General features: G+C 35.8%; 11 protein-coding genes. 2 read left to right on the top strand and 9 right to left on the bottom strand.

Annotated features, from left to right (window positions below; genetic code table 11):
- Positions 1–33: 33 nt before the first annotated feature.
- Positions 34–1,125: a DUF6273 domain-containing protein gene (locus DWW68_RS09610; protein ID WP_118589706.1), complete on the top strand. Its 1,092-nt coding sequence runs from the start codon at positions 34–36 to the stop codon at positions 1,123–1,125.
- Positions 1,126–1,184: 59 nt separating this feature from the next.
- On the opposite strand, the gene DWW68_RS09605 is transcribed toward DWW68_RS09610, so the two are convergent.
- The 5 genes from DWW68_RS09605 to DWW68_RS13610 all read right to left on the bottom strand — a co-directional run bounded on the left by DWW68_RS09605 (position 1,185) and on the right by DWW68_RS13610 (position 10,026).
- The gene (locus DWW68_RS09605; protein ID WP_118589707.1) at positions 1,185–2,390 is read right to left on the bottom strand and encodes an HD domain-containing protein; all 1,206 of its coding nucleotides are present in this window, start codon (positions 2,388–2,390) and stop codon (positions 1,185–1,187) included.
- Between the two features lie 11 nt (positions 2,391–2,401).
- A complete protein-coding gene (locus DWW68_RS09600; RefSeq protein ID WP_118589708.1) occupies positions 2,402–3,886 on the bottom strand; it encodes an AAA family ATPase in 1,485 nt (494 codons plus the stop codon).
- A 187-nt stretch (positions 3,887–4,073) separates the two neighbouring features.
- Complete coding sequence (locus DWW68_RS09595; RefSeq protein ID WP_347497907.1) at positions 4,074–4,418, bottom strand: CAP domain-containing protein; 345 nt, start codon at positions 4,416–4,418, stop codon at positions 4,074–4,076.
- Positions 4,419–4,455: 37 nt separating this feature from the next.
- Positions 4,456–7,686 (bottom strand): lectin like domain-containing protein, encoded by a 3,231-nt coding sequence (locus DWW68_RS09590; RefSeq protein WP_118589710.1) that lies wholly within the window; start codon positions 7,684–7,686, stop codon positions 4,456–4,458.
- 45 nt (positions 7,687–7,731) lie between these two features.
- Positions 7,732–10,026 carry a hypothetical protein gene (locus DWW68_RS13610; protein WP_199669483.1) on the bottom strand — a complete coding sequence of 765 codons (2,295 nt, stop codon included), beginning with the start codon at positions 10,024–10,026 and terminating at the stop codon, positions 7,732–7,734.
- Between the two features lie 213 nt (positions 10,027–10,239).
- Between DWW68_RS13610 and DWW68_RS09580 the strand changes: the two genes are divergently transcribed.
- Positions 10,240–10,434 carry a PF20097 family protein gene (locus DWW68_RS09580; protein ID WP_118589711.1) on the top strand — a complete coding sequence of 65 codons (195 nt, stop codon included), beginning with the start codon at positions 10,240–10,242 and terminating at the stop codon, positions 10,432–10,434.
- A gap of 102 nt (positions 10,435–10,536) precedes the next feature.
- On the opposite strand, the gene DWW68_RS09575 is transcribed toward DWW68_RS09580, so the two are convergent.
- From DWW68_RS09575 to DWW68_RS13905, 4 genes are all read right to left on the bottom strand, one after another.
- Positions 10,537–11,685 (bottom strand): ABC transporter permease, encoded by a 1,149-nt coding sequence (locus DWW68_RS09575; protein ID WP_118589712.1) that lies wholly within the window; start codon positions 11,683–11,685, stop codon positions 10,537–10,539.
- A complete protein-coding gene (locus DWW68_RS09570; protein ID WP_118589713.1) occupies positions 11,672–12,853 on the bottom strand; it encodes an ABC transporter permease in 1,182 nt (393 codons plus the stop codon). The genes DWW68_RS09575 and DWW68_RS09570 overlap by 14 nt, the downstream gene beginning before the upstream one ends.
- Complete coding sequence (locus DWW68_RS09565) at positions 12,853–13,614, bottom strand: ABC transporter ATP-binding protein (RefSeq protein ID WP_118589714.1); 762 nt, start codon at positions 13,612–13,614, stop codon at positions 12,853–12,855. Before DWW68_RS09565 ends, DWW68_RS09570 begins: the two co-directional genes overlap by 1 nt.
- A 365-nt stretch (positions 13,615–13,979) precedes the next feature.
- A partial coding sequence (locus DWW68_RS13905; protein WP_207665580.1) for a hypothetical protein occupies positions 13,980–14,324 on the bottom strand: 345 nt, incomplete at its 5' end.

Here is a 14,324-nt window from a genome sequence, read left to right as displayed (position 1 = left end):
GGGGCACTACATATTATATAGGAGGATAAGATTATGGCGGAATCAAATGAAATTTTGGAAGGAAAATATATTCGTGCAGACAAACTGCAAAAAGCCATTCATAACTTTTTAAGAAACAAAGATAAAGCCGATATGTACAGGGAAATTGCCGAAATATACAAATCATTGGGAGATTACAAAGACTCTCCTGCTAAGTACGAGGCTTGTTTAAAAAAGGCAGCTGAACACGATGAACTTGCCAAAGACGAAAAGGAAGTTCTTCCTACAGTTCCTACTGAGAAAAAGAATAAAAAAAATCACCATGTAGGACTTATTATTTTAATTGTGTGTGGTGTTTTGGTCCTTGGTGCTATTGGTGGAGCAATATACTTTAAAACCCAGCCGGGAAGATATGCCCGTGCTTCATATTATGAAAAAGTAGGAAACTACGAAAAAGCTTACAAAATGTTTAAAGGCTTAGAAGATGAAAACTACAGTGACAGTAAAGAACTTTGCACCAGAAGCAGATATGAATATGCAGGTGAATGTGTAAAGAATAAGGACTACAAAACAGCCCTTAAAACCTACCAGCTACTGGGAGATTATCAGGATAGTGCCTCAAAGCTGGCAGAAGTTGAATTACAAATTATTAAAACTTCAAAAATTGGTTCAACTGTATTTTTTGGTGAGTATCACTGGTTGCTTGTGGATAAGAACGGTTCTGATTATCTTCTTGTAAAATTGGTTCCTGTACTGGGACTTCCTTACAACGAGGAAGCAAAAGCTACCACATGGCATGATTGTACTCTTCGCAAATATTTAAATGGGAAGTTTTTAAATGAAGCATTTAGTACGGAAGCTCAAAAATATATTGCAGATACTGAAATTACAATTTCTGATAATGCAGATTATAAAACTGTAGGTGGTGAGTCTACCACTGACAAAGTATTTATTTTAAACAGTCAGCAGGAATTGAAATATCAGAAAACTTTAAATAATAACGACAGAACATGTTGGCTTATTGAACCGGGTCAGACTCAGTCAACAGCTCAATTTTCAGCTTACGGACACATTATGACATACGGCTATCCTGTATCTGCCATAAACCTATATGCCCGTCCGGCACTTTGGGTTTCAGCAGAATAATTATTTTTAAACCACATAGAAGAAGCTTTGCAGATTTTATACAAACCTGCAAAGCTTTTTTATTCATTAAAATATCCTATATATTTTACTTCATGTTTTCCCTTAGGGAATAAATACTTGTATAAATCCACAAAATAATCATCTGTCATGCTGGCAATGTAGTCAACTACAATATCATCCGGAGTATTTTCCTCATAATCTACATCAGAATAATATCCTGTCATTTTTTTTACATATGCTATATGGTGTTTGTACAAAACAGATTCCTTATTATGAGATTTTGCATCCTTAAGAAGCCTTAAATATATTTCCTCCATCATAGGATTAATTTCTTCTTCATAGACCTTACCAACTTTGACGTTTCCATAGATCATTTCATAATTTTCCTTTTTTCCCTGGGAAAATGCTTCAAAGTAATCTTTGTCCATTTTCAGATAGTTTTTGCCATAACTGTTTTCCACAATATTTACAATCATATTGTTGATTATTTCTGCATTTGTATTACCTATCTTCCCACCAAAGAAATCCGGTTCCTTTTCAAACAATCCCAATTTTTGGGCATCCTGACGATCCTTCCCTAAATAAGCAATAATATCTGAAATACGCATTACGCAGGCTTCCAAAGTTGCAGGCACCAACCGTCTGTTAGCATCCTTGTCCTTATAACATTCTTCTACTTTTTCATCAAAAATCTTAAAATCTGCATATTCCCGTGGCATATATTTTTCCAGTTCCATTTCCCCATTGTGACATAAAATTCCATCAAGGGTTTGCATACTAAGATTTTGAGGAAAAATTTTATCCAAAACCCGCACACTATGTACATTGTGATTGAAATATCTTCCCGTACTCCCAAAATAAAGTTCGTTAAGCTTTCTCTCCCCGGCATGTCCAAATGGGGTATGCCCGATATCGTGTCCCAAGGAAATTGCTTCAATAAGGTCTGTGTTAAGTCCCAACAAGCCTCCAATGTTTCTGGCAATTCTTGACACCAACTGTACATGACTTGAACGTCTTGATATATCGTCATTTTTGTATAATGAAAAAACCTGTGTTTTGTCCGCATAACGATTGTACATGGGAAGGTGCATTATTTTCTCGCAATCCCTTACAAAAGCCGGACGCAGAAGCTTGTTTTTATCATGGCTCATATTCCTTCTAAGAACATCTTCATTTAAAAATGCATACGGATTATCCCGGTGATTTTTACGGTCATCAAGGATTCTTTCCTGTAATTCTTTAGATAAATCATTGTAGTGGAGCATAGATTACCTCCTTATGCTAACAATTCTCTAACCATGTCAGCATCAAATGTTACTGACTTAACATGATTTACTTCTATCCGGTAAAGTGCATTTGCCGTAATATGTTCTGCTGCCTGCTCCAAATCCCTGATACCACTTGTATTTTTATAAATCTCAATAACTGCATCCACCGCTTCCGGTGTCATAATGCACTCATTTTCCTTAAGACCAATTTTCTTTAGTATCTTAGGCAATGCAAATTGAGAGAAAATAATTCTTTTTTCTTCCGGTGTGTAGTCCGGTATGTCTATTACTGCAAATCTTGACATAAGCGGAGCGCTTATTTGTGACTTATCGTTGGCAGTTGCTATAGGATAAACACCAACGGTCGGTATCATACATTCCATATAATTGTCCGTAAATCCAAGATTATCCAAAAGAGTAAGCAGTACATCTGCCGGATTACCATTACCTTTTCCTGACGTTGCCTTGTCCAACTCGTTAATTATAAATACCAGATTTGACTCTCCTGCCATAGAGAAGGCTTCCATAATAATTCCCGGCTTTGCATTGGAATAAATACGGGATGAACCTGTAAGCTGTTCAGGGTCATTGATAGAACTCATATCAAGGGTTGTCCACGGTAGTTTCAAAATACGTGCCACTGCGTAAGCAATCTGGGATTTGCCGGTTCCTGCCGGTCCGACTAAAAGAAGTCCATATGCCGGAAGTGTATGGGTACGGTTAATCTGAATAATTGTTTCTATGATTCTCTGCTTAACCTTTTCCATTCCATAAAGCTCTTCATCCAAAATTCTACGGGCTTCATCCGGATCAATTGCCTCGAAATAATTATTTTTCCACTGAATGTTCATCATAATGGAAAGGGCTCTTTGGGCATGATGTCTTTCCTCCTGGGACACTTCATTAGAACGTGCCACAGCTAAGTTTCTCCTTGCCCATAAACGTATATTGTCCGGCAATGTACGTCCGGCACAATTCATGAAATCCGTAATACTTTGAAGACTGGTCAGCTTCATGCTGTCTCCATCTTCTTCCATATCCTCATCTTCTATTTCCTCTTTTGGTGGATTACTTGCTAATAATCTTTCAATCATAAACTGAAGAAATCCATCTTCAGCTGAAAGTTTTGTGCCACCACCAAAAGCTGTTTCCCTTATTTTATAAACAGCATAGCCATCTTCCTGATTTTCTCCTGACAGTCTAACACTAATGTGATTTTCCCCTAACCATTTAAGAAGACTCACAAATCTTGAATCAATTTTCAGGATATTAGCGCTTACCGTACCATCTTCTTCATTAAATTCAAAAGCTGTTTTTGTGTTTGGATTGGTAAAAACACCACTGGAATGATGTTTCCACTTTCTGTCACTGTTATCTAATATCATTATAGGATGATTAGCTGATGCTTCGCTTTCGCTTGAACGAAATGTGGTATAAGTACATTCGCTTTTCTTCTTATCATCCGGTGTATTCTTAAAATCAAAAACTGGCATAATTTTTCTCCTTTAGTTTTATTATTAATATTCCAAAAATTCCCTTACAATTTTATCATATACAAATATGTTTTTGTACCAGAAGATTGATATTTGCTAAAAATTTTGTTGCAAAAACCGTGTTATATACCAGCTAAAGAAACAGATGGAGCCATACCATCTGTTTTCGTCTCATGCATTATAATTTTTAGTAAGTAAACAACTGTGTCCAATATGTCCTTCCGTTTGCTCCTACATAATATGCCACACCTATTTTTTTGAAGCTGGAATTTAGAATATTCGCTCTATGTCCTGAACTGTTCATCCATCCATTCATTACTTCTTCAGGGCTTCTCTGTCCCCATGCTATGTTTTCACCGGCACCCATAAATTTTACTCCATTTTCAGATAATGCCGTGCTAAAGCTGCTTCCATTAGGTCTTGTATGAGAAAATGATTTTTCTATTTCCTTACTTCTTACCATAGCAGCAGTTTCAATATTTTCATCAATTGACAAAGCATTTAAGCCTGCTTTACTTCTCTCCTTATTCACAAGCTCCACAACCTGTTTCGCAAAAGATGTATTGGTGTTATTTCACCCTTACGCTTTTCTTCACCCACAAACCATATACCTTCTTTTTTCCATATACCATCACGGCTCTTACCTGAATTTTTACTTTCTTTTTGCTTTTCAGCTTCTTTATTGTCAAAGCTCTGTTCTTGGTATACTTTGTTTTCCACTTTTTACCCTGTTTGTATCTAACCTGATATTTTGTGGCACCAACTACCTTACCAATTAGAAGTTTTACACTTTTCTTCTTCGCCTTAACTTTTAAAGTTGGTTTTCTTTTTTTGAACTTTGATACAGTCTTATTTTTTCTAATCGTTGTTGCTTCAATGGTAACTTTAGGAGTTGTCTGCTCCGGTTTCACTGTGACAGATTCTTTTGGTGTCTCTGGTGCTGTAGTAGGTTCTACCTCCGTTATTGTTTCCGGTTCCGTCGTATCTTTTTCCGGCTCTATAACTGTTGACGACTCAGAGACACTTTCCTTTTCCGTGGTTGTTTCCGTCTCCGGTTGGCTACTTGTTGCTGTTTCGCTCTCTGTTTCCGTCTCCGGTTGGCTACTTGTTGCTGTTTCACTCTCTGTTTCCGTCTCCGGCTGACCACTTGTTTCTGTTTCACTCTCTGTTTCCGTCTCCGGCTGGCTGCTTGTTTCTTCCGTTACCTCCTCAAAATCTCCATCTATCTCAAACTTTAATGTATCACCACTTATTTCCGTTACGTGCACATTTATTTTATCATAAATATCCAATTCCTGATTTTCTTTTAACGGGGCATCTGATTTCGTGGAGTATACTCCACCTAAAACCTCATAATTCCATTTTGAGGTAGTACAATTCATATTATTAGGAAATTTTGTTTCTTTGTCTGCCACATAACATACCAGTCCTGATGTAATGGATAAACCCTTTAACTTAGTTCCGTCTGCTTTATAAAAGTCCCTTGACTGACAATCATATTTATTTCCGTTTTCACCAAAATTTCTATATTCTAAATATAAAGTTTTGTTTGTACCTTTTATATTTAATTTATATCCCACTATATCAGATGTTCCAAAGGTTCCTGATGCCTTTAATGTATACTCTCCCTTTGATTTAATGGTCTTTAAATTATCACCGGTAATCCATCCCTTTGCCTCTCTTTCCTTTAAAGAAATAAACTGAGGCAATGGTGACATATGTTTTGCCATAGCAGACATATAGTAAACCGGGGAACTGCCTGTGGAATTATAAAGGTCTTTAAATCCAAGAATATGTCCCATTTCATGAGCTGCAACACCTATTGAAAACATAAGATTATTATCACTGCTTTTATAAAGATAATCATAGGAATTAGTCAGCTGCACGTAATATCCGCTTGTTAATGTTTTTGTACCGGTATTAATGGTGACATTTCCCCAATAATCCTTATAATTCCATAAAGGTGATGCCCAACTTACCGATATTTTCTGAGTTGTGTTTTTATATATTATTGTGATGGCATCTATTTTGCCATCATTGTTTTTATCCAAATCATCAGAGCCATATGTTTTGGTTCCATCATAATTTGTAATTTTATTGCCCTGAGCAATTGCATTGTTTATTGCTTCAGACCAGTCTTCTTTCAGTTCATACATACGCTCCATACGTTCACTTTCATTAGTGTAACCTATAGGATTTTCATCGCTATACTCAGCATAATAGCCACGCTTTTTAGATAATTTAATGGAACCGCCCTTATTAAATAAATATAGGTTATCTATCTGTAAATTGTTATTGGACACATTCCTGTAGTAATCCGATACGCTATAAAATCCTGTATTATAAGAATTATCCGTTAACTTTCTTACGGAAGTTCCCTGATACAATGCATCGGTAAATTCCTCTTCATCATCAAAACGTGCCATTACAATTAAATTGGTAAAGTTCCCTGTTGTTTTTGACTGCTCCTGCTGTTTGTCCTCTAACTTTGTATATACCTTAATTCTTCCTACATAATTTTTTAAATTTGACCAGTTGTTTTCACCTCCAACATAGGACATTTCCTTGGAATTTTTGTATGATGTCATGATTTTAGCATCGCCTTTGTCATTTGATACCTTAACTACTGTGGAAAACCATTCATCTTTTTCCACTTTCACCGGAGAATCCAGTTCCACCGTTACATATCCGCCATGTTCATAGGTTGCAGAAGTTGTTGCCGCCTCATATCCACCGGATGTAGGAACATTTTCCTGACCACCATAAGGATTGTCAATATTTTTATATACTTTAACTTCAACCTTAACATTTTCACCGCTTACAGCAACATTTACAGCTTTAATGTATTCGTCCTTGCCATTTGTTCCACCCTTTTGCGCCTTAAAAACATTTGCCATTACCTTATCATTTCGCAACGCAAAGTCATCCATTCCTCCATCATAATAATAATTGTAATCGTATTTCTCCTTAGGTGCAAAAGTAAAGGCGTATGAACATGAGCTTGTATTATCGTAGGAAAGCCAGAAATATTCCTGACTTTTGTAACTGTTTTTCACAAGCCAGCCACCGTTTCTTTTAGCACCTCCCGGCACAAAATTTTCTGCTGGAATATTATCATCCCAACCAATTATGGTGCATGCATGAGGTGATATTTCCGTACCTTTTTCATTTTTAGGATTATAATAGGTTGTTTCTCTTAAATTATTGTACTGAAAAGTTACCCCGCCATATTTTGCAATAGCCTCTTTTACAGATTTTATATACTGTTCAGAATCTCCACTGTTATCCGGAATATAAAATGCATTTTCAAATCTATATGCAGGATTTTCATAGGGATTAACCGTTGCATCATTTCCTTTAACGGGAGCCCACCACATAGAACATAACTTAACAATTTTCAGTGGATCCCCCGCCTTTTGGGTATAATCCACCGACTGCCAATCTCCACCCGTATTTCCCAGCGGGTCAGCCTCCCTTTTGTACACTCTGTAAGCTGCCGCAACAGGATTTAGTGATAAAGTATCCTTAGTAACGGTTTTATCAATCCCTGATTTCAGTATTGAAGCCTCGGCTACCGCCATGGATGAATATGCCCAGCAAAGGTTACTATTTCCCTGGTCCTTAACCGGTGTTATTATTCCATAATCCCTTCCATCATATTTATCCCTGGTGGCAATTTCAGCCACTGTATCTATAACATCATGATTAGATATTTTATCATTACCTGCCAATACAATTCCATTTGGAATAATAGAAAATGCCATAACAACAATTAAAAATAAACTTACAACTCTCTTCATATATGCTCCTTTAACCTGCAATGATTAATAACCGGCTCAATTATATTATTTCACCCTTACGCTTTTCTTCACCCACAAACCATATACCTTCTTTTTTTCATATACCATCACAGCTCTTACTTGAATTTTTACTTTCTTTTTGCTTTTAAGCTTCTTTATTGTCAAAGCTCTGCTCTTGGTATACTTTGTTTTCCACTTTTTACCCTGTTTGTATCTAACCTGATATTTTGTGGCACCAACCACCTTACCAATTAGAAGTTTTACTCTTTTCTTCTTCGCCTTAACTTTTAAGGTTGGTTTATTTTTTTTGAATTTTGATACCTTTTGATCTTTTTTAGTGTTTGTCGGTTTCACTGTTCCCGGTTCCGGTTTTGTGGTTCCCGGTTCTGTCGTTCCCGGCTCCGGTTCTGTGGTTCCCGGTTCCGTCGTTCCCGGCTCTGTTGTTCCCGGCTCCGGTTTTGTGGTTCCCGGTTCTGTCGTTCCCGGTTCTGTCGTTCCCGGCTCCGGTTTTGTCGTTCCCGGCTCCGATTTTGTGGTTCCCGGTTCTGTTGTTCCCGGTTCCGTCGTTCCCGGTTCTGTCGTTCCCGGCTCCGGTTTTGTCGTTCCCGGCTCCGGTTTTGTCGTTCCCGGCTCCGGTTTTGTCGTTCCCGGTTCTGTGGTTTCTGTCGACTTTATATTAATATTCACAATTGATACAGATACATAAGCCTCTTTAAAATATTCGTCATCAGAATAATAAATGGAAATGTACTCACCACTGTCTGAAACCTTTAACGGTCCAAAATTATAATAATCATAAGGATACTCTGTTTTGGAACTCTCCTCTGCATCAAATTCCTTTGATGTATATCTGTCAAACTTTTCAATGCCTGAATAAATTCCATTTCCCTTATTATAAATTTTAAAAATCTTACTATGCTGTGCAGACATCATAGTTCTGTAAACATACATTTTTACAGTATTACCTTCTGCTACCGTACCTTTTATGCCAATCCTGTTGTAGGCATCATATCTGTCATCTGATATTTCATAGGTTACTGAAATCTTTTTAAGTATACCTAATTTATCCGAAATATTTCCCGGCAAATCCTCCGGTTTTGCCTCATTTGTGTAGCATTTATTTTTTTCATCTAAAACCCAGTCACCCTTTAAACCAACTGTTGCTTCTAAGCCACTGTCTGCCACAATCTTTACCTTTTTAGGTAATACTGCTGCTATTTTTTTAAGACTCTCTGTATCATTCATACTCTTATAAACAACTAATTTAGAAAAGCCCTCCGGTGATACACTCTTTACATAAGATTGTGCCAGCTGTGACACATCAAAAAATTTCACTTCATATTTTATTGTGGCATCATCGCCTGTTTTTACATCTTTTAACCCGGTTATGGTAACACTATAATTATCTACATATTTATGATTTGTTGCATCTTTAGGCTGAACAAAATCAATAGTTGAAGTAGATATACTAGCGGTAGAATCCGAAGATTTACATATATAGCTTTCTCCTGTTGTAAGATTCTTTACCGTAATTAAAACATTCCCTGGGTTCTGAACCTTTACATAATCTTTATTTAAATAAGTTGACCATACACATTCATCAGGATACACAACATTATCAGGCATATAACCTGCTGCCGGAAATGCTGAAAAAGGCTCTGTGTATTCGGTATTCCTGCTTTCACATATTTTTCCAATGGAAACATGTCCGCTATATCCAAACTGGACACTTGAATATTGAGGTGAAATCAATGCCATTCTGTGTCCTGTTGTATCCCATGTTCCATTTGACAGACTATATCCTTCATTCATCCAACTGGTAATTGAACCGAAAGGAGTTGCATACATGGCAAGTATATTATGGTCAAGATTAAAACCTTTTTGCCACAATTCATCATCCATGTCATCTGGCTTACTGCTATTACTTATATAATGGTCAAATTGAAAGTTTCTATCTAAAGCCTGATACTGCAATGACTCATTTTGAACGCATTTTTTCAAAAGAGGCTTTGCCCCTGTAAGATATCTGTAAAAATTAGTCATTGCCTCCATAGAAGCTAATGTATCATCTGTTAAAATTCCCTGATTGTATGGTGCCTCTATGGATGCCGGTGTGGAATAATACGTAGATTCCTGCCCGTCACCATACGTCTCCCCTGCATTTTTTGCCTTTGAATACTCTGCTGCCACATCATCTTTGGTCCTTTGTCCAAATGTGGTGTTGTTATAATCATATACCACCGTTCCTGCTGCCTTAGCCATGTTAGCTGCTGTTATTGTACATACAACCAATAATGCTAATATTAATAAAATTCCGTTTAACTTAAGCTTATTTTTCATAACTTTTCCTTTCCTATGTAACTTTTATTTATTTTACTTCAGGTTCTTTTCTGCTGACCTCAACCATAGTTCTCTTATATATTATATTATCTAGAATTTCTTTAAGCAACGACTATTATTGACAATAAATTTTTCCAATGGTACTCTTTAAACATAAATTAAAGGTAATTTTTTATTCCTATGATAATTTGAAACTACAGGAGGTGAATAATTATGGAATGTCCGTATTGTAATGCTAAAATGGAAGAAGGTAAACTGAAGCAAGACAGATATGCGTTAAAATGGAAATCTAATGAACGTCGTTCAAAAAACGTAAAACTCACCAGTTTTTTAACCCAGACTTATGTTGATGCTTATTTATGTAGGGGATGTAATAAAATTATTATTGATATTAATACGGAGGTATAATTATATTTCCGAAGTTTATATTGATAAAAAAAAACAGTGGCAGCAAAAGAATGATTTCTACCTGATAGAAACTGTCCTTTCACTGCCACTAAATTTTTTCATTTAACCAACTACCTGCTTTTTCCTGCTTACAAGATTTGTCAGAATTATAAATGCCACACTAAATCCTATAACAATCCCACCATTAATAAGCAACGGTTTTATTCCGTTAAAGTCCAATGTTTCCATACTTTTTATCAACTCATTGTTTTCCACAAAATAATATGTTGGAAGAACATGGGCTATTTTTAGTACATAGTCCGGCATATATTCAAAAGGTACGAAACAACCGCACAAAAATGAAGTTCCAAGAGCAATTACATTTACTATGCCGCCTATGGCATTTTTGTTTTGAGTAATGTTTCCTATTAAAAATCCAATTGTCAGACTACATATGGCAAATATAAAAGAATTTATTACATATGCCAGACCATTTGATGTAAACATTGAATTTTTAAAGAGAATAGCACTTAAAATCATATATAACACCCACATTGCCAGAATAACAATGGCATTTGAAAATAATACAATTCTATTATATTTTTTGTAGCTGAAGCTACTGATAATGGTTCGTTTTCTAACATTTTCTTCATTAATACTGGCTAAAATCATGCTAATGCAATACACGCATCCGGCTAAAAGAGCGTAATTTAGGAAATTAAAGTAACTGGTCATGCTTCCTAACTTTGAAGTATCAAGAGAACTTTTAATCGTAACTTTAGCCTCAGTTTCCACAGCACTATTTACCTTCCTTACTAATTCACTTCCACTATAGTAATCTTTATAAACCAGCACTGTCTTTATGTATTTTTCCACCAGCATTTCGCTGTAAGATGCATACTCGTCTCCTGTTGTTTTGTATTTAATTTCCGGATTTTTGCCATTTAACAAATCTTCCCCAAATTTTTTTGGTATATAAATCACAAAATTTACATCTCTGTAGAAAAGTGCATCATCCATCTTTTCCTTGTCCTTTGTATCTATGCCCGCTATTTTACAATGTTTGCTGACATAATCTACAAATCCTTCAGTAACAGTGTTGTTATTGTCATTATTTACAATTAAAATATCCGGTTTTGACTCTTCAAAATTAGTGGTGCTGTTGCCTGCCGACTGATTTATGGCTGTAATGGCAACTAACATTACCGTATATAAAATCAGCATTCCCTTTAATTTATTTAAAATTTTAAGAATTGTTTTAAATACTGTCATACTTTTCCCTCCTTAAACTTATGAAAGAAATTGTCAGGCAGATTACAACAAATACCAGTAAGTATGTAACATCCCTTAAATATCTGTCTAATGTATCGTAATAATACAGTGAATAAAATCCGTCTGTAATTAAATTGTTAGGATTAATCAGATTTATAACCGGCACGTTTTTGTCAATTACATACTTGAGAGTAACTCCCATCATACCTGATAGTACCGACAAAAACATAGTAATGGCTATGGTTATTCCTGTTTTTGCTCCCTCTGACACCCTAAATACCGAAGCAATTAAAACTCCCATTGAAATGCCTGCCAAATCTCCCACTGCTGAAAGCAGAATCACAAGAGGGGTATTGTCTCCAAAATCAACTTTTAGAACAAATCTTAAAAACAGTATTAAAATAGCAATTCCCACCATGCTTACAAGATACGAGCCTATTGCCGAGCTTAAAACAATTATGCTTTTCTTATTAGGTGAAACTGAAATTCTCTTTCCTTTGCTGCTCATATTCGCCAGACAGTTATTAATTGCCGTCAGTCCTAACATTCCACAATACATACACGTCATAGCTATAAGGGTATAAAATTCAATTTGCATATAGCTTAAATTAGAGGCAGAAATATTTTTCATATTGACCTGTCCATTATTTATCTTTTCCAATATGTCTTTGGCAATTTTTTCCGGGTCAAATGATGTGCTTCCCTTTGCTATTTCATTTTCAACGGTTTTCTTAGTTAAATCCTCTATAATAGCCTTGTTCTGCCCTATTTCTGTTACAACAAACCTAATTAAAGTCTGGTATGTTCCGTTTTTCTTTACCACCACCTGTGGCTCTTCGTTTTTAAATATAATATAACCTTCTATATCTGAATCATCTAAAAGTGAATCCGCCTTTTCTTTTTTAACATATTTAATGTTAAACAGCTTATTCTCGCTGTCATCAGCTGACAGTTCTTTTAATGCCTCCTGATATATTTTCTGATTTTCAAACTGGCTGTCATTAACTACGGCAATGTCAAACACCTTTAATTTTTCATCTTTTTCTATGTTAGAAAATGCCATATTAAAAAATATTCCAAGAATAATAGGAAAGGCGAAAGTCCAGAAGATTAGTATTTTATTTTTAAACAATGTTTTAATTGTATATTTTAAATTATGTAAAAACATTAGTCTCTTAATTCCTTTCCTGTAAGTTTTAAAAATACATCATTTAATGTAGGCCCTACACGCTGTATCTTCTCTTCTATGTTAGCCTCTTTCTTTAATTCTTCACTTGTTCCCTGAGCAATTATTTTTCCTTTGTCCAAAATAATAATTCTGTCGCAAAGGATTTCTACTTCTTCCATGTAATGAGTTGTGTAAACAATAGTTGCCCCATTATCCCTTAACTTTTTAATACCGTCTAAAATATTATTTCTGCTTTGAGGGTCAACGGCAACTGTAGGTTCATCTAAAAAAATCAGCTTTGGCTTGTGGGCAATTCCGCAGGCAATATTAAGTCTCCTTAAAAGACCTCCTGATAACTGCTTTGGCAGGTATTTTTTAAATTCCCCAAGACCTACTAAATTAATTGCATCTTCCACATACTGCTTTCTGGTATTTTTATCTTTAATGTACAAGCCACAAAAATAGTTGATGTTGTCATATACGTTTAATTCGTTAAACACTGCAACATCCTGAAAAATTACACCTATTTTTGCCTTTATGTCATAAGAGTCCGGTTTCATTTCCTCCCCGAAAATTTTTATACTGCCTCCCTGATACTTTAGCAGTGCCAAAATAGAATTGATTGTTGTACTTTTTCCACTGCCATTGGGGCCTAAAAGCCCTAAAATTTCCCCTTCGTATACATCAAAGGATAAATTATCAACCGCCTTTTTTTCCTTGTATTCCTTTGTTAAATTGCTAACTTCAATTACTTTTTCCATATGCGAATCTCTCCTTGTTTTATGGTAGTGTCAAATTTACTACCCTATTTTCTTTATAAAACCTTTATTTTTAGGGAGTTTGCAATAAAAAGAGCATTGACCTCCCTTTTTTGGTATAATGTCAACGACGAAATCAACTTTATACAACGACAAAGGAGACAATGCTCATGGACATTATACTTTATCTACTTTAATTAATTCAATACCTTTACCAACAAAACTGCTGGCTTTTAAATTTTATCTGCAGATATATTCCTCTCAGACAGTGGGCTTTTGACGATTCCCACTCTCCGAAATACCAGAAATTCAAAACCGATGAACTTCCTGTCATCAAAACTTTCATCAAACAGGACTGGCAGTTTCTTCTAAAGTATTACGAATGGAAATATCATAAATTTCTGAAACCTGTACAGAGACGTAACGGCCGCACAATTTCCGAAGATATATGCTGTCCTGTCTGTGGTGCGCCTCATCACTACATATATGACAACAATGGGAATAACGGTCAGTATCAGTGCAAAGTCTGTGGTCAGACATTCTCTTCCGGGGAACACACCACAACCCCATTGCGTTTCTTCTGTCCGCACTGTAGCCCCAGTCTTGTTGCTATTAAAGACAGATCCTTTTTCCGCATACACAAATGTATAAACCCTAAATGCCCTTACTATCTCCACAACCTTGATAACGTTGACCCGGAGCATCTGAAAGAA

The sequence above is a fragment of the Eubacterium sp. AF16-48 genome, assembly GCF_003479405.1.
Classification (GTDB): domain Bacteria; phylum Bacillota; class Clostridia; order Lachnospirales; family Lachnospiraceae; genus Eubacterium_G; species Eubacterium_G segne.
The sequence above is the reverse complement of the archived record's forward strand: the minus strand, read 5'-3'. Positions and strand labels throughout refer to the sequence as shown.

What these genes read in the sequence shown, in the direction of transcription:
- DWW68_RS09610 (WP_118589706.1), top strand. Translation starts at nt 34, where the DNA reads ATGGCGGAATCAAATGAAATTTTGGAAGGAAAATATATTCGTGCAGAC.
- DWW68_RS09605 (WP_118589707.1), bottom strand. Translation starts at nt 2,390, where the DNA reads ATGCTCCACTACAATGATTTATCTAAAGAATTACAGGAAAGAATCCTT.
- DWW68_RS09600 (WP_118589708.1), bottom strand. Translation starts at nt 3,886, where the DNA reads ATGCCAGTTTTTGATTTTAAGAATACACCGGATGATAAGAAGAAAAGC.
- DWW68_RS09590 (WP_118589710.1), bottom strand. Translation starts at nt 7,686, where the DNA reads ATGAAGAGAGTTGTAAGTTTATTTTTAATTGTTGTTATGGCATTTTCT.
- DWW68_RS13610 (WP_199669483.1), bottom strand. Translation starts at nt 10,026, where the DNA reads ATGAAAAATAAGCTTAAGTTAAACGGAATTTTATTAATATTAGCATTA.
- DWW68_RS09580 (WP_118589711.1), top strand. Translation starts at nt 10,240, where the DNA reads ATGGAATGTCCGTATTGTAATGCTAAAATGGAAGAAGGTAAACTGAAG.
- DWW68_RS09575 (WP_118589712.1), bottom strand. Translation starts at nt 11,685, where the DNA reads ATGACAGTATTTAAAACAATTCTTAAAATTTTAAATAAATTAAAGGGA.
- DWW68_RS09570 (WP_118589713.1), bottom strand. Translation starts at nt 12,853, where the DNA reads ATGTTTTTACATAATTTAAAATATACAATTAAAACATTGTTTAAAAAT.
- DWW68_RS09565 (WP_118589714.1), bottom strand. Translation starts at nt 13,614, where the DNA reads ATGGAAAAAGTAATTGAAGTTAGCAATTTAACAAAGGAATACAAGGAA.